The sequence below is a fragment of the Bacillus sp. EA-CB0995 genome (assembly GCF_055814245.1).
On the sequence record NZ_CP169269.1, the window covers coordinates 1,669,965 to 1,691,803 of the forward strand.

At 35.4% G+C, this 21,839-nt stretch carries 19 protein-coding genes and 4 pseudogenes; 15 read left to right on the plus strand and 8 right to left on the minus strand.

Going from position 1 to position 21,839, the window contains the following annotated elements; all coding sequences use genetic code 11:
• Positions 1-521: 521 nt before the first annotated feature.
• Entirely contained in the window at positions 522-731 is a 210-nt protein-coding gene (locus ACEWFJ_RS08840) for a hypothetical protein (protein ID WP_473691635.1), read from the plus strand.
• 22 nt (positions 732-753) lie between these two features.
• Here ACEWFJ_RS08840 and ACEWFJ_RS08845 read toward each other — a convergent pair whose 3' ends face one another.
• On the minus strand, positions 754-1,146 hold the full coding sequence (locus ACEWFJ_RS08845; RefSeq protein ID WP_230573368.1) for a DUF1885 family protein: 393 nt from the start codon (positions 1,144-1,146) through the stop codon (positions 754-756).
• Between the two features lie 136 nt (positions 1,147-1,282).
• Here ACEWFJ_RS08845 and ACEWFJ_RS08850 point away from each other — a divergent pair, with 136 nt between their 5' ends.
• On the plus strand, positions 1,283-1,579 hold the full coding sequence (locus tag ACEWFJ_RS08850; RefSeq protein ID WP_473691638.1) for a DUF3055 domain-containing protein: 297 nt from the start codon (positions 1,283-1,285) through the stop codon (positions 1,577-1,579).
• 200 nt (positions 1,580-1,779) lie between these two features.
• Positions 1,780-1,911, plus strand: a complete 132-nt coding sequence (locus ACEWFJ_RS08855; protein WP_098305665.1) for a GapA-binding peptide SR1P — start codon at positions 1,780-1,782, stop codon at positions 1,909-1,911.
• Positions 1,912-1,942: 31 nt separating this feature from the next.
• On the opposite strand, the gene ACEWFJ_RS08860 is transcribed toward ACEWFJ_RS08855, so the two are convergent.
• On the minus strand, positions 1,943-2,773 hold the full coding sequence (locus tag ACEWFJ_RS08860; protein ID WP_098305663.1) for a protein-glutamine gamma-glutamyltransferase: 831 nt from the start codon (positions 2,771-2,773) through the stop codon (positions 1,943-1,945).
• A 333-nt stretch (positions 2,774-3,106) separates the two neighbouring features.
• Positions 3,107-4,581: pseudogene (locus tag ACEWFJ_RS08865) on the minus strand (aminotransferase class I/II-fold pyridoxal phosphate-dependent enzyme).
• A 289-nt stretch (positions 4,582-4,870) separates the two neighbouring features.
• Between ACEWFJ_RS08865 and ACEWFJ_RS08870 the strand changes: the two are divergent.
• The gene (locus tag ACEWFJ_RS08870) at positions 4,871-5,140 is read left to right on the plus strand and encodes a UPF0223 family protein (protein ID WP_473691641.1); all 270 of its coding nucleotides are present in this window, start codon (positions 4,871-4,873) and stop codon (positions 5,138-5,140) included.
• Between the two features lie 82 nt (positions 5,141-5,222).
• Here ACEWFJ_RS08870 and ACEWFJ_RS08875 read toward each other — a convergent pair whose 3' ends face one another.
• A complete protein-coding gene (locus ACEWFJ_RS08875; RefSeq protein ID WP_473691643.1) occupies positions 5,223-5,849 on the minus strand; it encodes a YktB family protein in 627 nt (208 codons plus the stop codon).
• A gap of 208 nt (positions 5,850-6,057) precedes the next feature.
• Here ACEWFJ_RS08875 and ACEWFJ_RS08880 point away from each other — a divergent pair, with 208 nt between their 5' ends.
• Both ACEWFJ_RS08880 and ACEWFJ_RS08885 read left to right on the plus strand, forming a co-directional pair.
• Positions 6,058-6,246: a hypothetical protein gene (locus tag ACEWFJ_RS08880; RefSeq protein ID WP_035429204.1), complete on the plus strand. Its 189-nt coding sequence runs from the start codon at positions 6,058-6,060 to the stop codon at positions 6,244-6,246.
• Positions 6,247-6,334: 88 nt separating this feature from the next.
• Positions 6,335-7,123, plus strand: coding sequence for an inositol monophosphatase family protein (locus tag ACEWFJ_RS08885; protein WP_473691645.1), 789 nt, complete (start codon positions 6,335-6,337; stop codon positions 7,121-7,123).
• Between the two features lie 67 nt (positions 7,124-7,190).
• Here the strand turns inward: ACEWFJ_RS08885 and ACEWFJ_RS08890 are convergent, their stop codons facing one another.
• Positions 7,191-7,370, minus strand: a complete 180-nt coding sequence (locus ACEWFJ_RS08890) for a DUF5325 family protein (protein ID WP_098305653.1) — start codon at positions 7,368-7,370, stop codon at positions 7,191-7,193.
• Between the two features lie 140 nt (positions 7,371-7,510).
• On the opposite strand from ACEWFJ_RS08890, the gene typA reads away from it, so the two are divergent.
• The 3 genes and pseudogenes from typA to ACEWFJ_RS08905 all read left to right on the plus strand — a co-directional run bounded on the left by typA (position 7,511) and on the right by ACEWFJ_RS08905 (position 10,120).
• A complete protein-coding gene (typA, locus tag ACEWFJ_RS08895; protein WP_473691647.1) occupies positions 7,511-9,355 on the plus strand; it encodes a translational GTPase TypA in 1,845 nt (614 codons plus the stop codon).
• A 174-nt stretch (positions 9,356-9,529) separates the two neighbouring features.
• Positions 9,530-9,832, plus strand: a complete 303-nt coding sequence (locus ACEWFJ_RS08900; protein WP_098305649.1) for a YlaH-like family protein — start codon at positions 9,530-9,532, stop codon at positions 9,830-9,832.
• A gap of 13 nt (positions 9,833-9,845) precedes the next feature.
• Positions 9,846-10,120: pseudogene (locus ACEWFJ_RS08905) on the plus strand (hypothetical protein).
• A gap of 342 nt (positions 10,121-10,462) precedes the next feature.
• On the opposite strand, the gene ACEWFJ_RS08910 reads toward ACEWFJ_RS08905, so the two are convergent.
• Complete coding sequence (locus ACEWFJ_RS08910; RefSeq protein WP_141524951.1) at positions 10,463-10,663, minus strand: YlaI family protein; 201 nt, start codon at positions 10,661-10,663, stop codon at positions 10,463-10,465.
• A gap of 269 nt (positions 10,664-10,932) precedes the next feature.
• Between ACEWFJ_RS08910 and ACEWFJ_RS08915 the strand changes: the two genes are divergently transcribed.
• Both ACEWFJ_RS08915 and ACEWFJ_RS08920 read left to right on the plus strand, forming a co-directional pair.
• Positions 10,933-11,388, plus strand: a complete 456-nt coding sequence (locus ACEWFJ_RS08915; protein ID WP_098305645.1) for a pyridoxamine 5'-phosphate oxidase family protein — start codon at positions 10,933-10,935, stop codon at positions 11,386-11,388.
• A 297-nt stretch (positions 11,389-11,685) separates the two neighbouring features.
• Positions 11,686-13,013 (plus strand): annotated as a pseudogene (locus ACEWFJ_RS08920) (PhoH family protein).
• A gap of 129 nt (positions 13,014-13,142) precedes the next feature.
• On the opposite strand, the gene ACEWFJ_RS08925 reads toward ACEWFJ_RS08920, so the two are convergent.
• A complete protein-coding gene (locus tag ACEWFJ_RS08925) occupies positions 13,143-13,640 on the minus strand; it encodes a peptidyl-prolyl cis-trans isomerase (RefSeq protein ID WP_473691650.1) in 498 nt (165 codons plus the stop codon).
• Between the two features lie 153 nt (positions 13,641-13,793).
• Here ACEWFJ_RS08925 and ACEWFJ_RS08930 point away from each other — a divergent pair, with 153 nt between their 5' ends.
• From ACEWFJ_RS08930 to pyc, 3 genes and pseudogenes are all read left to right on the plus strand, one after another.
• Positions 13,794-14,078 carry an Fpa/YlaN family protein gene (locus ACEWFJ_RS08930; RefSeq protein WP_429707283.1) on the plus strand — a complete coding sequence of 95 codons (285 nt, stop codon included), beginning with the start codon at positions 13,794-13,796 and terminating at the stop codon, positions 14,076-14,078.
• Between the two features lie 140 nt (positions 14,079-14,218).
• Positions 14,219-15,415 (plus strand): FtsW/RodA/SpoVE family cell cycle protein, encoded by a 1,197-nt coding sequence (locus ACEWFJ_RS08935; protein WP_473691653.1) that lies wholly within the window; start codon positions 14,219-14,221, stop codon positions 15,413-15,415.
• 332 nt (positions 15,416-15,747) lie between these two features.
• Positions 15,748-19,193, plus strand: a pseudogene (gene pyc / locus ACEWFJ_RS08940) (pyruvate carboxylase).
• A 225-nt stretch (positions 19,194-19,418) separates the two neighbouring features.
• On the opposite strand, the gene ACEWFJ_RS08945 reads toward pyc, so the two are convergent.
• Entirely contained in the window at positions 19,419-20,366 is a 948-nt protein-coding gene (locus ACEWFJ_RS08945; protein ID WP_429719635.1) for a COX15/CtaA family protein, read from the minus strand.
• A gap of 513 nt (positions 20,367-20,879) precedes the next feature.
• On the opposite strand from ACEWFJ_RS08945, the gene cyoE reads away from it, so the two are divergent.
• Complete coding sequence (cyoE, locus tag ACEWFJ_RS08950) at positions 20,880-21,803, plus strand: heme o synthase (protein WP_473691655.1); 924 nt, start codon at positions 20,880-20,882, stop codon at positions 21,801-21,803.
• Positions 21,804-21,839 lie beyond the last annotated feature (36 nt).

A 21,839-nucleotide genomic window follows, 5' to 3' on the forward strand; every position in this document is an offset into this window, starting at 1 on the left:
AAAAAATGAACCAAAATCTAATTTCAGATTTAGGCACTAACACTCTTTTTAATTTCCCCTTTAGTTTTTCAAAATGGCTTTAATAAGTACTTTGTAATTGTATCATGCCTCTTTTTTACTCAATAAATTGGATAATAATGTAGAATTAAAGAAATTTCATTATAAAAATAAGAGGTGACTTAAAGTCCCTCTTATTTCTTATGTGTTTTATCCGCATTAACGGGCAGTAAGACCCACCTAAAGATTCAGAGAGAAGCGAGGAAGATAGGTGGGTCTTACTGCCCGTTAATGCCTGATTGGTTCAACTAACAATGAGCAGAAAGCGTACTGATGGAAGTTTTGTTTTATTTCAGTTCTGCATATACTGTTAGTTACATATGATAGTTAGTTTAAAAAAGTAAACACACCTTACTTATCCTCGTTTTTAGGATAGTTAAAGTGTGTTTCTTTATATTATGTAATGATTTCTTATGGCGCCCATATATTGTAATAAAATAGGACGTGCGAAAGGAGGCAATGCCATGAGAATAACATTGGTTTCATTCCTCCATTTCATCATATGGAGCGGATTTTCAATTGTATTATTATTATCAGACCGTGATAAGCTGCATTACAAAGTGTTGCTCTTTTTTGTATTTTTTTATTTAGCTTATATTATTGCCAATATTATGTTGCACTCCAGAAAAGAGGCGTTTTTTTTCACTGTTATAAATAGCGTGCTTTTTTTATGAGTAAGCTATTATTTTTTACTGGTTAACGTTTATAAAAGTACATTGTTCTTCCATTAAAAAGCTGTAATTCCCCTTCTAATTTTTTTGCTAAAAATCTACAAAATTCATTAGCTTTTCCTTTATCCCCAAATGTTGCAGAAGGCGGTAATGTAATTTGCACAAAAGATTGTTCGTTTTCTATACCTATTCCTACATAAATGGAATGGTAGCGTTCATGATTAGACTTTAGATAGAGAGTTGTGTCAGATGTATCAACCATTTCGTATGGAAAAGCAGTACTTGAGTATGTAAAGCCGATTTGTTGGCCTGTTTGGGCTGTAATCGTTTTATAATAATGAAAGAGTTGTTTTACATCGTCTAATGAGATAGATTGCTGTTTTGACTTTGGGACAAGTTTAATGAATGCATCCTGCATAATAAGCCTCCTAATGACATAATATATCACTATTTTAACATTGTTGTAAATTTTTTGACAATTAAAAAGGGATATCTCCTTTTTTGTTTAATATATACAATATGGAAAAACCAAGAAGAAAGGAGAGCGAGAGACGATGTTTGAAAAATTATATGATGAACATGAAAAAGCAAAAGTCCGTTTTCTTGGTTTCATGACAAATGAGACTCGGTATGATTTTGGTGTAGTGTATACGACTATGTTTTTTGGTAAACCGCTTGTCGTTTGTATGCAAACTGGTCGAGCAACTCTCCTTGGACAGGATGATATTGAGGATGTGCAACATTTACAAGCTGTCTTTAAATTAAAAACGAGTGAAGAAGCAAAAGATCTTGCAGAGTTTTTTAAGTTTCTGCTACCACCTACATCCGTGCATGCTGAATATGAGGAATAATTGTTAAAAAGCAGTCGTAATTATAAAATATACGGCTGCTTTTTAATTGTAAATGTTTCATACTAATAAAATTAAAAAATAATTAATGTGTCATACTTAAAAACTATTGACGAAAAAAGTATAACATATTAAAATAAAGACAGAAAGTTAAGCGGTTACAAAAAGGTCTTGGGGATTACAATAATAGGGGGAAATTTAAAATGGGAACTATCGTATGTCAAGTTTGTGAGAGCACAATTGCACATTTTGAGGATGAAAAAGTAACGGTATTATACGGAAAATGTAGCTCTAAATGCGATTGTGAGCATAAAGAGCATACTAAAGCCCAATAAATAAGGAAGCGCCTGCATATGCAGGCGTTTTTTAGTGAATTGAAGTTGTATGACCAACTGTTGCAATAATGGCATCATCTCGAATTGGAATGAGTTCAAGTTGTGTTTGTATTTTCTTCTCAGAAGCAAATCGACTCATCATCCGGCTATCTATACGTGTTAGAGAGTCTGTTAAGTATGCTGATAAAAAAGCGAAAGGAATACGTCGTTGATTGAGCAAATCTATAATTTGATTTTCTGTTTTTACACCGACTCCATGCCCATAAAAAAAGAAATTTCCTAAGTAAATTGCATTCTCTCCTTGCCATTCAATTGTTGCCGGGTTTACTTGTGGGTTTTTAAAATAAACAAGGTCACCAGGAACGATTTCTCCTCCGGTTTTTGTAATTAGTTTCAAATCCTTATCATAGTCCCATGTATATAAAAGCAAGTTTGCAAATAAGCGATTAAACGTTTCTTCATCGTATAAAGCTAATAGTGACTTATAGAAGATAATAATCATCGCAGTTGCACATTCTGTTCCGTATTTTTTACCATTTACAAAAATATCACGAATTGCGAAAGAGGGTAACATATTAGGGCGAAGTTGAAAGCCTCCTAAATGAGTGCGTTCCCAAAATTCAGGATTACAGTAAGATTGCCCAAATGTACGGAATTGTAATCCGCTCTGAAACAACTCTAAAGCGGAAGTAATAATATGAACACGTATATTTATATCAAAATTTAACTCTTGTAATGATTGAAAATTATATACTTCTTGATTTCCTGTCATGATTTCTAAAATTTGTTGTTTTTCCGAAAAGAAGGGGTCGTTTTCATTCTTTATATATGGATGTACAATGGAACGGCCAATTACAATCATAAGATCCCACCTATATATTTACATTCTTTTTATTTGGAATTAACGGATAGTGAGATTTTAGCCCCAAAATTAAGAAGAAATAAAGAAGAGTGCTACTGAGACGTGTCTAATTCCTCAAACTACCATTGATGAAAGTTTTGAGAAATTCAAGAGGAAAACCTAAGATCCCGATTGGTTCAACTAATCATCAGTAAAAAACAAACTAATGGAAGTTTCACCTTATATCGTATGAATAGGCGAGTAAAGGGTGCATAAGAAAAATACTGTGAAAACAAAGAGGTATATAATTGTAAAGAAAAAATCCCACTTCAAAGATAGGAAGTGGGAAGGGTGTTATTCGCTAATTGGCTTATATTCTTTAATGACACGCAATGTTTGTAATGTCATATCTTCAGGTCCTTGCACTGGTAATCCTGCTGCTAAATTTTTTTGAATATAGTCTAAGTTTTCTTGTGTAATAATTTCACCAGGTGTAAAAATTGGAATGCCTGGTGGATAGACCATAACGAAATCTGCTATAATGCGGCCGGCCGCTTCTGCAAAAGGAACAACTTCTGTTTCAGAATAAAAGGCATCGCGCGGAGATAGCGCCAGTACAGGAATTGCTGGAATTTCGACTTGTACTTGTACGCCTTTCTCTGCCATATGTTTAAATGTAGTTGACAAATCGTGTAGAGCGTGTGCCAATAGATTTGTTTCTTCTTCTGTATCTCCAAGTGTAACAAGGCACAAGATATTATATAAATCAGAAAGCTCTACCTCTATATTATACTGCTCTCTTAACCATAGCTCGGCATCGTGTCCTGTAATTCCTAATTCTTTTACAGAAATGATGAGTTTTGTTGGATCATAATTAAAAGTTGCATCTGTTCCTAGTAATTCTTTACCAGGGCAATATAGATGTTCAATATCATTTACTTGTTTTCGAACTGTTTCTGCTAGTTGAATTGTTTTCGTAATAATCTCTCGTCCTTCTGTTGCAAGACGCTTTCTTGCGACATCCAGTGAAGCTAGTAAAATGTAAGACGTTGAAGTTGTTGTAAGCATACTAATAATAGATTGAACATGCTTCACATTTACAAGCCCCTCTTTTACATTCAAAATGGAGCTTTGTGTTAATGAGCCGCCTAATTTATGAACACTTGTTGCGGCCATATCGGCACCAGCTTGCATTGCTGACATCGGTAGTTCATCATGAAAATGAATATGAACACCATGAGCTTCGTCCACTAAAACAGGTATATTATAGGAATGAACTAAGTCGACAATTTGTTGCAGGTCTGCTGCAAAACCAAAATATGTTGGATTAATGACAAGTAATCCTTTTGCATCAGGATGTTCTTCAAGTGCTTTTTTTACAGAAGGAATAGTAATTCCATGTGAAATTCCTAATGTTGGATCAATTTCTGGATGAATAAAAATCGGCTTTGCACCTGAAAAAATAATCGCTGACATAACAGATTTATGAACGTTACGTGGTACAAGAATTTTATCCCCAGGACCACAAACACTCATCACCATTGTCATAATTGCTCCACTTGTTCCTTGTACAGAAAAAATGTATGATCAGCGCCGAATGCTTTTGCTGCTAAATCTTGCGCTTGTTTAATCATACCTTTTGGGTGATGTAAATCATCGAGCGGTGCAATATTAATTAAATCAATTGATAATGCATTATGCCCAATAAATTCGCGGAATTCAGGATCCATTCCTTGACCTTTTTTATGGCCTGGGATATGGAATTGGATTGGATTGCGCTTGCTGTGCTCTATTAAAGCAGTAAACAATGGTGTTTCGTATTGGGACAACTTATACACCCCTTCTTCATTATTATTAATATTTATTAGTTTTGTTTTATGTTTATCCTGTTTCACTAAACAATAGTAGAGAGAAGGTCTACGCTACTAATTGAATGATCACTTTATGTTCTACAAACCAAAAGCATTATATCACCTATATTGGAAGATGTATAGAAAAATAATAATGGTAATTATCATTTTTTTTACGCAGGAAGGTCAATGCGTAAAAAATAAGAAATAGTGTATAATGCAAAGAGTGGGACAAGTAAGATCGAAATGGAATAAATGAGGTGTTATCATGGAATATCAATATCCAATTGATTATGATTGGTCAACGGAAGAAATGGTTGCAGTAATTAAATTTTATGAAGCAATTGAGCAAGCTTATGAGAAAGGGTTGAAGAGAGAAAATCTTATGAGTTTGTATCGCCATTTTAAAGAGATTGTACCAGGGAAAGCAGAAGAAAAGAAAATCGACAAAGAATTTCAAGAAGTGAGTGGTTATTCCATTTATCGAACAATTCAAAAGGCGAAAAATTTAGAAGAAGAAGATACCGTGAAAATGTAAAAAAATTTTGAAAATTAGAACGTGAAGTGTTATAATGGGATAACAACAAAAAACGGACAATACATGTATTGTCCGTTTTGCTTTATCGATTACAAATTTTATATAAAGGAAGGAGTGAGTGTAACGTCGCTTCGATTTTTTTGATAAATTGTTCATCAGTAAGATTTGTAAACTCTTCTGGAGACATATGAACTCCTACTAATAACTCTGCTTTTTTTACGGTAGATAGCCGCTCGATCATTTTCTGTAACTCTTCTAATTGAAGGGTATCATGTGATTTTACCTCAGGCTTAGTATGGTCAATGGACCAAACGAAATCATTTGGTATATTTGCTTTTAAATCATTTAAATGTTTTAAAAAGGCATGAGCCGTTTCCATTTTTTGTGGGCACTCATAAATTAAACCAAAGTATATAAAAGCATGTGTACCCCATAATCCAATTTGAAAATGTGGCAACATTTTATATCCGCGTTTATTTGTTGAAAATGCAACCCAAGTATCGTTTGGTGGATTGACTTTACGACGTGCGTGTTTTGCTACATGATAGAAAAAGGATTCACCAGTTTCTTTCGTTAAGAAATGAGCAAATTGTTCGCCGAGAGCCTCTAACTTCGGGTGAATATTCATTTTAATTGCAGTCATTCTTTCTTCCAGACCATCCACAGAGAATACTGTAAAATCTTTTTCTTTGAAAGTTTTTGATGTCATGGTTGTTCCCCCAACTCCTAGTTTGTTTCTATTCTAGCATAGCTTGTACAATTCATAAAAAAGATGCTTATAAAAAAATTTCAGATAAAAATACAAATTAGTTGCATAGATGATTTATCCCACATAATATAGTATAAAACAAAAAATCAGAAAATTAAGTAAATTTTCCGATTGAGGGCAAACGAATATTGGGAGGAGGCAAACGAATATGAGACAGGTAATTAATGCGTTAAAAAGAACAGATGCGGAGAAGAGAATTCCGGTGTTACGTTTAGAGTTAGATTATGAATTAGCAACTTTATATGATGCGATGATGGAAAATGATGATATGAAAAAAGAAGAATGTATGAAAAAATTAGAAGTGTTAAGACTTGAAATGATTCGGTTAGAAGCGTAATAATAGTGTATGTATAAAAATTTAGTTGGTGCGAACCTTATAAAGGGTTCGTTTTTTCTGTGAACTGTACAGATCGGAGTGTTTAAATATGCAAGAGGTGTGGAAAGAAATTGATGCGTACGCAAAACAATGGATAAAAGAAGCTGGACAGCACCTGGTTTCATCATTGAAGCAATCTCTTATTATCGAAACGAAGTCAAATGCCTCGGATTTAGTAACGAATATGGATCGGGAAATTGAACAGTTTTTTATTGGGAAAATTAAAGATACCTTTCCGGAACATTATATTCTTGGAGAAGAAGGATATGGAGATGAGTTAGCTTCATCAGATGGGATTGTGTGGTTAATTGATCCGATTGATGGTACGATGAATTTTGTTCATCAAAAGCGAAATTTTGCAATTTCAATCGGCATCTATGAGAACGGTATCGGAAAAATTGGTCTCGTATATGATCCAGTTCATGATGAGTTATATCATGCGCAAAAGGGTGCAGGAGCATTTTGTAATGATATAGAAATTCCGTTGTTACAGCCGAGTCAAGTGTCCTTAGGAGTTATTGCTGTAAATGCAACGTGGCTTACTGATAATCCTCGTCTTGATATGAGAAAGATGGCACAGCTTGTAAAAGAGGCAAGAGGAACACGTTCGTATGGTTGTGCAGCACTTGAAATGGTATATGTAGCGACAGGACGATTGGATGCATATGTGACGCCTCGTTTGTCTCCGTGGGATTTTGGCGGAGGAATGATTATTGTAGAAGAAGTTGGAGGCAAAGTAACAACCTTTACTGGAGAGGCGCTTCGAATTATTGAGAAGAGTAGCGTTTTGGTTGCAAGGCCGGGTGTGTATGAAGAGGTATTGCAATATGTACAATAAGAGTATAAAATCCATAGAAAAAACAAAAAAGTAAGAGGCATAGAAAATTGCTTCTTACTTTTTGTTGTTATCGTAGTTTACGCATTTTTCGTTTTGTTATAAATCCGTATCCGATTGTAAAAATCGTACCGATAATGCAAATAATAACACCGATTGGGCTGTTCTCAGCAATCATAATTCCGATACCAATCATAAAAATAACGCCAATGATAGCTGTGAATAAAAAGCGATATTGAATCTGTTCCATATATTTCACCCTCCAATTTCATTGTACTTTCACAAAAGTGAGAATACAACTATATTTTCATCCTTGATTTTATTTTGTTTGCCATTGTATCCCTTCGCTCTTATAATAGAGAAGGATTAAAAAGACACTAGGAGTTGGACATGTTGAAAAAACGAGAAGATTTACGAAATATAGCAATTATCGCCCACGTTGACCATGGTAAAACAACACTTGTTGACCAATTATTACGTCAAGCGGGGACGTTCCGTGTAAATGAGCACGTTGAAGAACGTGCAATGGATTCAAATGATTTAGAAAGAGAACGCGGTATTACTATTTTAGCGAAAAATACAGCGATTCATTATGAAGATAAAAAAATTAACATTTTAGATACACCTGGACACGCTGACTTCGGTGGTGAAGTAGAACGTATCATGAAAATGGTAGATGGTGTTTTACTTGTTGTTGATGCATATGAAGGTTGTATGCCACAAACACGATTTGTTTTAAAGAAAGCTCTTGAGCAAAATTTAACTCCAATCGTTGTAGTAAACAAAATTGACCGTGACTTTGCTCGTCCTGATGAAGTAGTTGATGAAGTAATCGATTTATTCATTGAACTTGGTGCAAGTGAAGATCAATTAGAGTTCCCTGTTGTATTTGCTTCAGCAATGAACGGAACAGCGAGCTTAGATTCAAATCCAGCAAACCAAGAAGAGAATATGAAATCATTATTTGATACAATTATTGATCATATTCCAGCACCAATCGATAACAGTGAAGAGCCACTTCAATTCCAAATAGCACTTCTTGATTATAATGATTATGTAGGTCGTATCGGAGTTGGTCGTGTATTCCGCGGTACAATGAAAGTAGGACAACAAGTTGCATTAATGAAGGTTGATGGAAGTGTAAAACAATTCCGTGTAACAAAATTATTTGGTTACATGGGATTAAAACGTCAAGAAATTGAAGAAGCAAAAGCTGGAGACCTAGTAGCTGTTTCTGGTATGGAAGACATTAACGTTGGTGAAACGGTATGTCCAGTTGAACATCAAGAGGCATTGCCGTTATTACGTATTGATGAGCCGACACTACAAATGACATTCCTTGTAAATAACAGCCCATTTGCAGGTCGTGAAGGTAAATATATTACATCTCGTAAAATTGAAGAGCGTCTTCGTTCACAATTAGAAACAGATGTGAGCTTACGTGTAGATAATACAGAATCTCCTGATGCATGGATTGTATCTGGACGTGGAGAGTTACACTTATCTATCTTAATTGAAAACATGCGTCGTGAAGGTTATGAACTTCAAGTATCTAAACCTGAAGTAATTATTAAAGAGGTTGATGGCGTAAGATGTGAGCCTGTAGAGCGCGTACAAATCGATGTACCTGAAGAATACACTGGTTCTATTATGGAATCAATGGGCGCACGTAAAGGTGAAATGTTAGACATGGTGAATAACGGAAACGGTCAAGTTCGCCTTACTTTCATGGTTCCAGCACGTGGTTTAATTGGTTACACGACAGAATTCCTAACATTAACTCGTGGTTATGGTATTTTAAACCATACATTCGATTGCTACCAACCAGTACATGCTGGACAAGTTGGTGGACGTCGCCAAGGTGTTCTTGTTTCACTTGAAACAGGAAAAGCATCACAATACGGTATTATGCAAGTTGAAGATCGCGGTGTAATCTTTGTTGAACCAGGTACAGAAGTATATGCTGGTATGATTGTTGGAGAACATACACGTGAGAATGATTTAACAGTTAACGTTGTAAAAATGAAACAACAAACTAACATTCGTTCTGCGACGAAAGATCAAACTTCAACAATGAAAAAACCACGCTTAATGACTTTAGAAGAGTCATTAGAGTACTTAAACGATGATGAGTTCTGTGAAGTAACTCCAGAATCAATTCGTCTTCGTAAAAAGATTCTTGATAAGAGTGAGCGCGAAAGAGCTGCTAAGAAAAAGAAATCTGTAGAAGCTTAAGTAATATAGGGCTGCCTTTTGATAAAAGGCAGCTTTTTTATCGTAATTATTTTTTGAAAATTTGTTCTTTTTTGTGGACAGTACTTTTTTTGCAGGGTACTCTTATAGTAAGTAAATTGGAAACGAAATAGAAGGAGTTGTTATTCATCTGCGTGAGTAAGGGGGAGAAATGTAGTGCTTGAAAAAATGTCATTTTTTGCGAAGTTGTACAATGTAGATGTCAATCCAGAAGTGGGGATGTGGTTGCTTTACGGTACCATTATTATATTCAGCATTATTGTTTATAATTTAGGGTTTGCTAGAAAATTACCTTTATTAAAGAATGTAGTAATTTATACTGTATTAATACTTGGTTGTACTATTTTAACGTTTTTTGCTATCTTTCTACCAATAGGAGAGGGACTTGTTGTAGCGATTATTATACTTGGTATATATAAATTGCGTTTGCGTCAAGCGAAACATCAAAAAGCAAGCTAAAGGGGTAATGAAGATGCGTTCTGTGCAAGATGCATTATATAATTGGTTAACGATTAAAATTGTTGCAGAAGCTCGTCCGTATGATGAGGCTGCGCAAGAAACATATATGTTCTTTCATAATATGTTACATGAAGATCATCAGTTGAAACATATTATGGTAGAAAAAAAGAAGATATGTATTTTGTTACATATGAAAAAGAAGGGGAAAAGAAATCAACTAGGTTTCCGCTTGAACTAATCGATTGTTTTCTAGATCAGATGAACCGTGAGCCAGAAAAATATAAATAAGCTCTTATCGTATTTGATAAGGGCTTATTTGTATGCTGCACATAGTATTGCATCATATAGGAGATGGACGTCGGTCTACTATAGAGTGATGTTTGTTTTATCTCGCTATTTCAGGATAGCAAGGGCCCGGTTGGTGATGGAAGTTTCACTTTATTGCTACCATTGTTCAAGAGGAACAGAGAAAGATGGTAAGGGGAAAATCTATTTTGGAAAACGAATGGCCCTAACGATAGGAATAAAGTCTATAATAAATACCAGTATTACATTATGTGCACAATTGTTTTTAACAAAATTTCCATGGTTATTCCACTTGTAAATTCAGCATATACTTCTTGTAATAGATTACCATTCATCTTCTACTGTTTTATCACGATACAATCTAAAATGCCCTGTTGCTTTTCGTTCTAAAGTACGTTCTGTAATTCGATCTGTACATTGTTTGCACATATATGTATGAATAGGACGGTTACGAAGCCGTTTCGCCACTGGATTTTCGTCATTTAAATCTTCTTTTTTATCGCAAAGAATACATTTAACTCTCATTTCTTCACCTCAGCACAAGTTCTATCGTACTTTAGTATATCATGGGTGCTAGATATTTTTGAACTATAGAAGAAAAAATAAATATTTTCGCAATTCGAAAAATAAGTTATTATATAAAGTGAAACAACTATCAGCGAGGAGCTTGAATTTTTGCTGATGGCTAAACCCTACGGGCAGAGTCTTACCTTCTTGGTTTCTTACATTCTTATAATGAGAGTCCTATTGCCTGTTAGAGCAGAATCAGTATGGATGATTATGGAGGTGGAAACATGGCAAACATAGTAGAACCAACATTAACAGCTATCTTAGTGCAAGCGTTGCGTGAAGAACGTATTGTCACAATTGCAACGACTGATTTTGAAAAAGATGTTCCAAATGTAAATGCAATTTCATGGGTATATGCAATGGATGAAAAATCTATCCGTTTTGCAGTGGATCAACGCTCGCGTATTGTAGAGAATTTACGCCATCGTGCAGGACTTGTTCTTACTGTTATGGCGAATGAATCTGTATATTCTATTAGTGGTGAAGCGATTATAAAATCAGAGCGGATGGAAGGTGTTCCGCTTAAATTAACTTTAATTGAAGTTTCTGTGCAAGAGGTGCGTGACGTAATGTTTTACGGTGCTAAGCTTGCTATTGAACCAAAATATGAAAAAACATACGATCTTCGTGCTGCGGCAAAGTTAGATAACCAAGTTTTATCGGCGATGAAGGATGTGTGAAAAAAGGATGAGCAGCAAAGAAAGTTGTTCATCCTTTTTCTGTATCCCGTTATTTGCTTTAAGATTCTGAGAAAACCAAGAAGGTAGGTGAGATAACTGCTGGCATACATCCGATTTGTTCAATTAACTATAAGTGGAGGATGAAAAAAATCAACTTATGGAAGTTTCACTTTATATTTCAAGTGATTTCTATTCTATCTCGTTTATACCGTACATATAATTATAACAATGGTTTGTCCATAATATGGATGAAACCCTTGTTCTACAAATTTCATGGTGGAGTCAGGGGGTAACAGGTTGAATAAAATTTATGTGCTAGATACAAATGTGCTTTTGCAGGATCCGTTATCTATTTTTTCTTTTGAAAATAATGATGTAGTCATTCCGGCTGTTGTGCTAGAAGAAGTAGATTCAAAGAAACGTTATATGGATGAAGTTGGAAGGAATGCACGCTACGTATCAAAACTAATAGATAAATTTCGTGAACTTGGAAAACTGCATGAAAGTATTCCTCTCGAGAATGGAGGGACGTTTCGGATTGAGCTAAATCATCGTTCATTTGTTCAATTACAAGATATTTTCGTAGAAAAAACAAATGATAATCGTATTTTAGCTGTTGCCAAAAATTTATCAGTAGAAGAGCAAGAAAAAGAAGATGGAAAATCTGTCATCCTTGTAAGTAAAGATGTACTTGTAAGAGTAAAAGCTGATGCTCTAGATTTACAAGCTGAAGATTATTTGAGTGATCGTGTTACGGAAGTAGAAAACATATATACGGGCTTTTTAGAGTATTACATACAAAAAGAGATTTTAAATCGTTTTTATGAAAAAGGAGAGCTGCCTCTTTCTGAAATTGCAAATCATCCGTTTTATCCAAATCAATTTATTGTGATGAAGGATGCTTTAGGGGGATCGAGCTCAGCTCTCGGTATTGTTGATCATTCAGGAAAAAAATAAAAAAGATTATTTTTCCGAATGAGCAAATTTGGGGGATTCGTCCTCGAAATGTACAGCAAATTATGGGGATGGAATTATTACTACGTGAAGATATTCCCCTTGTTACATTAACTGGAAAAGCAGGGACTGGGAAGACATTATTAGCATTAGCTGCAGGGCTTATGCAAACAGAAGATTTGGGAATGTATAAAAAGCTACTTGTAGCAAGACCGATTGTTCCAGTTGGAAAAGATATTGGGTATTTACCAGGAGAGAAAGCAGAGAAGTTAAGGCCTTGGATGCAACCTATTCATGATAATTTAGAATATTTATTTAATACAAAAAAACCTGGAGAATTAGATGCAATTTTAGCGGGAATGGGTTCTATTGAAGTGGAAGCTTTAACGTATATTCGTGGACGGAGTATCCCAGAGCAGTTTATTATTATAGATGAAGCGCAAAATTTAACAAAACATGAAGTGAAGACAATTTTAACGCGTGTTGGAGAGAAAAGTAAAATTGTTTTAATGGGAGATCCGCAACAAATTGACCATCCGTATTTAGATGAATATAATAATGGCTTAACATATGTTGTAGAAAAGTTTAAAGAACAAAAAATTAGTGGGCATGTGAAATTTGTGAAAGGTGAGCGCTCTAATTTAGCGCAACTAGCAGCGGATTTATTGTAGGAGAGAGTGGTGAAAAGCCACTCTTATTTGTTTATCCCGCTATTCTCGGAAGAGGTCCTGAGAATAGCGGGATAACGGCCCGTAAAATTCCAATTGGTGAGGAGGGCCCTTACTGATGGAAGTTTCACTTTACACGATGGTAAACTTTCGAATATATCGAATTGGATCATTGATATTAGAGCTATCTCCGAAATAAAGATGAACAGGACCATCTTCTTTTAGTGGCTTTCCGTTTTTAGAAAAGCCGAGAATAGCATCCTTTGCTTTTTGTAATGAAATAGTTGTGATGCCGGTTTCTGTATGAATTTCTACATGAGTTGCATCGCTGGAAATTTCGGAATTTTGTAAAAAGGGAGCGAGCGGTATACCAAATGTCCCTGTAATGATTTTCTCTTTTTCAAATTTTGCAATGCTTTTATTGATAGGCGGGAAAATAGCTCCTTCTCTAATTTCACGATCCCAATGTTTAGATGCTTGTTTCGTATAGTGTTCTAATTCATTTGTTGTTTCTTTTGGATTTGTAAAGTATGTTGTTAAGTCAACTTTTCGATCATCAAAAATCCAGACACTTGGATCAATTGTAATTGGAAAGCGTACATTTCCGTTAATAAATAAAATTTCACTCATTATTGTTCCCCCATTTGTCTTATACTCCCACTTTTCAGTATAATAGGACTAGGGACAATTGTCACAGGAAATGTTTCTATTGCAATTTATGAAAACTATCGCTAATATTAATAGATAGGATAGGAGAGTAGGACGGAAACGGAGGGAACCAATTTGACGTCTGAGACAGTAACAAATCATCAGGAAAAGGCACTTGCCCTTCTACAAGCTGATGCAGAGAAAATTCTAAGACTTATTAAGGTGCAAATGGATAACCTTACGATGCCGCAATGTCCATTATACGAAGAGGTGCTCGACACACAAATGTTTGGCTTATCCCGTGAAGTTGATTTTGCGGTTCGTCTTGGTCTCATTGCGGAAGAGCAAGGTAGGGAAATATTAGGAGAATTAGAACGAGAGTTATCGGCACTGCATGAAGCTTTTACAAACAAACAATAATAGCTGGTTCAAATAAGGAGCTCAAACTGAATCAGTTTGAGCTTTTTTGTGCAAAAAAATGATTTTCCTGAAAAGCAGGAAGAACACAAATACATATGGAATACAACTGTTAAAAAAGAAAAGAGAAAGAGGATTTTTGAATGAAAAGAGTCTGGAAGTCCATAGATTATTCTTTAGTGCTTCCTCTTGTTATCGTATGCGTGCTCGGAGTCATTATGGTGTATAGTGCCAGTTCTATCGTTGCGATTACAAAGTATTATCCGAAATATGGATGGACGAGCGATCACTTTTTTCGATCGCAGTTAAAAGCAATGTTAGTTGGGACAATCGGGTTGCTTGTTATCATGTTTATTCCTTTTCAAGTATGGAGGAAGCGCATGGTTACCGTTTTAATTGTTGTTGGTAGCATCGGTATGCTGCTAATAGTATTAAAATGGGGAACGGTTGTAAACAATGCAAAATCATGGGTATTTGGGATGCAGCCTTCAGAGTTTATCAAAGTAGGAATTATCATTGTATTAGCGCGTTTCTATGCAAAAAAGCAAACGACAGATGGACCAATTTGGCACGGTGCTGGTCGAGTAGTTGCTTTTTTAGTAATTACAATTTATTTAATTTTGAAACAGCCTGACTTAGGAACAACATTATTAATTCTTTCAACGATTGGAATCATGACGTTCTGTTCGGGCATACCGTTTCAACTTTGGATGAAACGAATTGCCCTTACATCTATTATATGGATTCCCTTGGGATATTTCATAGGGAAAAATGTTTTAACAGATGTTCAAATTGCACGTTTCACCACATTTTGGAATCCATTTGCGGATCCACAGGGGAAAGGATTTCAATTAATTAATTCGTTTGTTGCAATCGCTTCTGGTGGTATAAGTGGTAGAGGGTTAGGAAATAGTATCCAAAAGTATGGGTATTTACCAGAGCCACATACAGACTTTATTATGGCAATTGTATCTGAGGAATTAGGTTTCGTTGGAGTAGCGATTATTTTAATATGTTTACTAGTCATAGTCGTCCGTGCTTTTCGAGTTGCACAAAAATGTCAAGATCCTTTTGGGAGTCTACTTGCAATCGGAATAGGTAGTATGATTGGTGTGCAAGCAATTGTAAACTTAGGCGGAGTTACTGGATTTTTGCCGCTTACTGGTGTGCCTTTACCATTTGTTAGCTATGGTGGTACTTCTTTAGTAGCAAACTTACTAGCTATGGGGATTTTATTAAATGTAGCTAGCTCTGTAAAACAGAGAGAAAAAAGAGAACAACAAGGGCGGGAGCAACAGCAACAGCCTAAACAAGAGAGACACCTCGTTGTTGTAAAATAAAGAAGCTTTGTACAAGTGTACAAAGCTTCTTTTTGTGCATAATTTTAGGGAAAAGGACCTATTTTTTCTGTTTTTGATCAAAAAGTATATCACATTTAATTAAATGTGTTTTACAAAAAGCTTGGTTGCGTATTGAAATTTATGCTATACTAATTTTGTGAGACAAATTGGACAGAAAGCTTATCATTTGTCTAAAAATAAGGTATGATGAATAAAAATAAAGTGCAGCTTTCGGGTAGTGAATACCACTGCTAGAAGTAAGGTACTTATTCCTGCTAAAGCAGGACAAATTTATGTTGTTATGAATGGTAGAAAAATAGAGGGGGAAAATCATGAAAAAGCTGCAACGTATTCAAAAAGTATTAGTAGCTAACCGCGGTGAAATTGCGATTCGTGTGTTTCGGGCTTGTACAGAATTAGGACTACGCACAGTTGCGATTTACTCGAAAGAAGATAGCGGTTCATATCATCGATATAAAGCAGATGAAGCGTATTTGGTAGGGGAAGGTAAAAAACCAATCGATGCATATCTTGATATTGAAGGTATTATTGAAATCGCAAAACGCAATCATGTTGATGCAATTCACCCAGGATATGGTTTTTTGTCAGAAAATATTGAATTTGCAAAACGTTGTGAAGAAGAAGGTATTGTCTTTATTGGTCCAAAGAGTAAACATTTAGATATGTTTGGGGATAAAGTGAAGGCAAGAACACAAGCACAATTAGCCAATATTCCTGTCATTCCTGGTAGTGATGGTCCGATAAGTATAATTGAAGAAATAGAGAGTTTTGCTAAAACGTATGATTACCCGATTATTATTAAAGCAGCTCTTGGTGGCGGCGGTCGTGGAATGCGTGTCGTACGCAGCGAAGATGAATTAAAAGAAGCATATAACCGTGCGAAATCCGAGGCGAAAGCAGCGTTTGGTAATGATGAAGTATATGTTGAAAAGTTTGTTGAAAATCCAAAGCATATTGAAGTGCAAATATTGGCAGATGAACAAGGTAATGTCGTTCATTTATATGAGAGAGATTGCTCGGTGCAGCGCCGTCATCAAAAAGTTGTAGAAGTAGCACCAAGTGTGTCTCTTTCAGAAGAACTTCGCAATCGTATTTGTGAAGCTGCAGTTCAATTAACGAAAAATGTCGATTATGTGAACGCAGGGACAGTTGAGTTTCTTGTAAAAGAAAACAATTTCTATTTTATTGAAGTAAATCCACGTGTCCAAGTTGAACATACGATTACAGAAATGATTACAGGCATTGATATCGTTCAATCACAAATTTTGATTGCTGATGGCTATGCTTTACATAGTGAAAAAGTAAGTATTCCAAAACAAGAAGATATAATTACACACGGATTTGCGATTCAATCTCGTGTGACAACAGAAGATCCGCTTAATAACTTCATGCCAGATACAGGAAAAATTATGGCATATCGTTCTGGTGGTGGTTTTGGTGTACGTTTAGATACAGGAAACAGCTACCAAGGTGCAGTTATTACACCGTATTATGACTCATTACTTGTAAAAGTAACAACTTGGGCGTTAACGTTTGAACAAGCAGCAGCTAAAATGGAACGTAATTTAAAGGAATTCCGTATTCGTGGTATTAAAACAAATATTCCGTTTCTAGAAAACGTTGTAAAACATAAGAACTTTTTAATAGGAGAATATGATACATCGTTTATCGATTCTTCGCCGGAATTATTTGTATTTCCGAAACGAAAAGACCGCGGTACAAAAATGCTATCATACATTGGCACAGTAACAGTCAACGGATTTCCTGGAGTAGGAAAACAAGAAAAACCGATTTTTGCAGAAGCGCGCGTTCCAAATGTGAAATATACTGAACCGATTCCAACTGGTACGAAGCAAATTTTAGATGAGCGCGGAGCTGATGGATTAGTAAAATGGGTTCAAGAACAAAAACAAGTTTTATTAACGGATACTACATTCCGTGATGCGCATCAGTCATTATTAGCAACACGTATCCGTACACAAGAGTTAGAAAAAATTGCTGAACCAACAGCAAGAATGCTACCGAATTTATTTTCGGCAGAAATGTGGGGCGGAGCAACATTTGATGTCGCGTATCGTTTCTTAAAAGAAGATCCATGGGAACGTTTATTAGAATTACGTGAGAGCATGCCAAATGTATTATTCCAAATGCTTCTTCGTGCATCAAATGCAGTAGGATATAAAAACTATCCAGATAACTTAATTCAAAAGTTTGTAGAGTGTTCTGCGCAGGCTGGCATTGATGTATTCCGTATTTTTGATAGTCTAAACTGGGTAGAAGGTATGCGCGTTGCGATTGATGCTGTACGTCAAAACGGTAAAATTGCAGAGGCAACAATGTGTTACACAGGTGATATCCATGATCCAATGCGCAGTAAATATGATTTGAATTACTATAAAAACTTAGCAAAAGAGTTAGAGGCATCAGGTGCTCATATTTTAGGTATTAAAGATATGGCAGGATTATTAAAACCAAATGCAGCATATGATTTAGTTTCCGCATTAAAAGAGACGGTATCGATTCCAGTTCATCTTCATACGCATGATACGAGCGGAAACGGTGTATTAACATATGCGAAAGCAATTGAAGCTGGAGTTGACATTGTAGACGTTGCGGTAAGCTCTATGGCAGGATTAACATCTCAGCCGAGCGCTAATACGTTGTACTATGCATTAGAAGGAAATGAAAGACAACCGAATGTAGATGTGAAATCTTTAGAGAAGCTCTCTCATTATTGGGAAGATGTTCGTAAATATTATTCTTCATTTGAAAGTGGAATGAATGCACCGCATACAGAAGTGTATATGCATGAAATGCCAGGTGGTCAATATAGTAATCTACAGCAACAAGCAAAAGCTGTCGGTTTAGGAGATCGTTTTGATGAAGTGAAAGTGATGTATCGCCGTGTCAACGATATGTTTGGTGATATTGTTAAAGTAACTCCATCGTCAAAAGTAGTGGGTGATATGGCTCTATTTATGGTACAAAATCATTTAACAGAGAAAGATATTTATGAGCGTGGTCACGCATTAGACTTCCCAGGATCAGTTGTAGAAATGTTCTCTGGTGATCTTGGACAACCGTACGGTGGTTTCCCGAAAGAGTTACAAGAAATTATTTTAAAAGGAAAAGAACCTTTAACAGTAAGACCAGGTGAACTGTTAGAACCAATTGATTTTGAAGGGGTAAAAGAAGAGTTATTCCATAAGCTTGGTCGTGAAGTAACGATGTTTGATATTGTAGCGTATGCGTTATATCCGAAAGTATTTATGGACTATCAAAAAGTTGCAGAGCAATATGGAAATATCTCTGTTCTTGATACACCAACATTCTTCTATGGTATGAGGCTTGGTGAGGAGCTTGGTGTGGAAATTGAACGTGGTAAAACATTAATTGTGAAATTAGTTTCGATTGGAGAACCACAATTAGATGGTACACGTGTTGTCTATTTTGAATTTAACGGACAACCTCGTGAAATTGTTGTAAAAGATGAAAGTATCAAAGCAACAGTTTCACAACGAGTGAAAGGGAATCGCGAAAACCCAAATCATATTAATGCAACAATGCCGGGAACTGTAATTAAAGTAGTAGTCAATGAAGGAGATACAGTAAAAAAGGTGATTCCATGGCAATTACAGAAGCGATGAAAATGGAAACAACTGTACAAGCTCCATTTACTGGTACGGTGAAAAAAGTGTATGTGAAAGATGGAGAGGCAATTCAAACAGGTGATTTGTTGATTGAATTGGAACAATAAAATAAAGTGAAACTTCCGTCAGTGGGGGATCTTCATCCTCCACTGACGGTTAGTTGAACCAATCGGGCTTTTACTACCTGTTAATGCGGAATGAAACTGCTATGTGTACGATTTTTTACATATCTTACTCATTTGACAGTTGTAAAAGATAAAAATAAAAAAGAGCTGCTTGATGCAGCTCTTTTTGCTTTTTGAAAATAATAACTTGTCGCAATAGAAAAGTTATTATATTAGTTTCTTTTGCTGTGTAGTATGATTCATTTCTGTTTTTTGTATGTTTGAGTTACTACGTGTTGCTAGCATAACTAAATAGCATAATACAGCAAATAAGCATGATATAAAGAGTGAATGCAGAAGTGACATCGTTAAGCTTGCCCCTGTGAATACAACTAAAATACCAGAGATTGCTTGACACATCACAAGGCTAAATGCTGTGATCCACCCATAATATATAACAGCTTGTTGTTTATATTGCCGGATAGCTATAATCATTGCGTATAAAATCCAAACAAAAATTAATGTAGCGGCAAATCGATGTCCCATTTGTACCCATTCATGAAATTGCGTTGGAAATGGACTGTTTTTGCTGCATAATGGAAAAGTTGGACATGCTAAGCTTGCATGTTCATGACGTACCAATGCTCCTGTATAGACAACAATGTAACTGTAAATTGTTACACCGTAAATATGAAATTTCATCTTCTTATCAATATTAAGTGAGCGGACATCAAACTTTTTATCAATTTCAAAGATGAGGAGTGTCAATAAAATAACAGCAGCAAATGAAATAAGAGAGATACCGAAATGAATTGCTAATACAGCTGGAACTTGTCCCCATACAACTGCAGCTGCTCCCATGAGTGCTTGAGCTACTAAAAATGCGAAAGACAGAATGGCAAGGGTTTTTGTTTCCCGAACATGTCCGTAGTATTTCCAAGCTAAGACACATAGTAGTGTAACAAGAATCCCTGCAGAGCCTGAAGTAAGACGATGACTCAGCTCAATAATTGTGTGCATTGATAGGTGCGAGGAAAGCAATTCCCCGTTACATAGCGGCCAAGATTTACCACACCCTTGTCCTGAACCAGTCTTAGTAACTAATGCTCCGCCAAGGAGAACACATAATAAATCAAAACTCGTAATGACTGCTAACCATTTTATAAAACGTTGCAATCCTTTTCACCAGCTTCCTATTCTAAAGTTATTGTGTAATATTTTAATGAAATAAATATTATAGAAACAGAAATGCACTACAGTCCTATGATATATAAAATCTTATAAAATAGCAAAGGGGGACAGGAAAGGAGAAGGTAAGATGAAATAATACTAAAATCTAGAAAATAAATTGCTGATTTTAACAAAATTAGGGAATTTTATAAATAAATAAACGGAAATACATGCGGAATTTGACAAAATGGTTTATTATAAAAGATAATTACGTGCTATTATGAAGTGAGTAGGGAAAAACTTTTTAATCATAGACACAAAAAGTTCATGTTTTCTTCACAATTTTTTCATGAAATATGTTTTAATATATTCGAGTGAGAAGTGTATATTAATAGCAGAACCATAAAACAACATTTCTACTGTAATAATATTGTTATATAGAAGCTAAAGAGTGTTTTATTTCGAATAAAATGCTCATTGCAGAGTAATTATGATGAAAGTTTTAGAGGGGTTGAAACGATGAGCCATGCAACAAGTCAATTGCATGAGGAATCAACCGTAACGGATGTGCCGGAAACAAGTCGTGTACAAGATTTGTTAGCGCTTGTAAAAATGGGAATTGTAAATTCAAATACATTAACGGTATTTACTGGTTTTTGGTTGGCTCTACATTTTAATGGATTAAACTTTGTGGATCAGCTGGATAAAATGTTTTTCACAATTGCTGGTTCTGCACTTATTATGGCAGGATCATGTAGTTTGAATAACTACATTGATCGTGATATTGATCATTTAATGGAACGAACAAAAAATCGTCCGACAGTAACTGGAAAAATGAAACCCAATTTTGTATTAACATTCGGTATTGTACTATTATTATTAGGTTTCGTATTCTTGCTTTTTACAACACCGATGGCTGCATTTATTGGTTTTATTGGAGCTTTCACATATGTTGTTCTTTATTCATTATGGACAAAGAGAGCATATACACTTAATACAGTAGTAGGTAGTGTATCAGGAGCAGTTCCACCTTTAATTGGTTGGGCAGCTATTGATCCAAGTTTGAATCATCCTATTGCTTGGATGTTATTCTTAATTATGTTTATTTGGCAAATCCCACACTTCCTCGCTCTTGCGATGAAACGTGTTGAAGAATATCGCAATGCAGGTATTCCAATGCTTCCTGTTGTGTATGGATTTGATATTACAAAACGTCAAATTATGATTTGGACAGTATGCTTATTGCCACTGCCATTTTATATGAGTGCACTTGGAGTAACATTTATGATAATTGCAACATTGCTTAACATCGGTTGGATCGTGTTAGGGTTTTATGGCTACCGTAAGAAAGACGACATCAAATGGTCCGTGCAAATGTTTGTATACTCCTTGAATTACTTAACAATCTTATTTATTTCAATGATTGTTGTAACATTCTTCTAAGACAACGACATAAGGGGATTTCTTTACATTGAGATT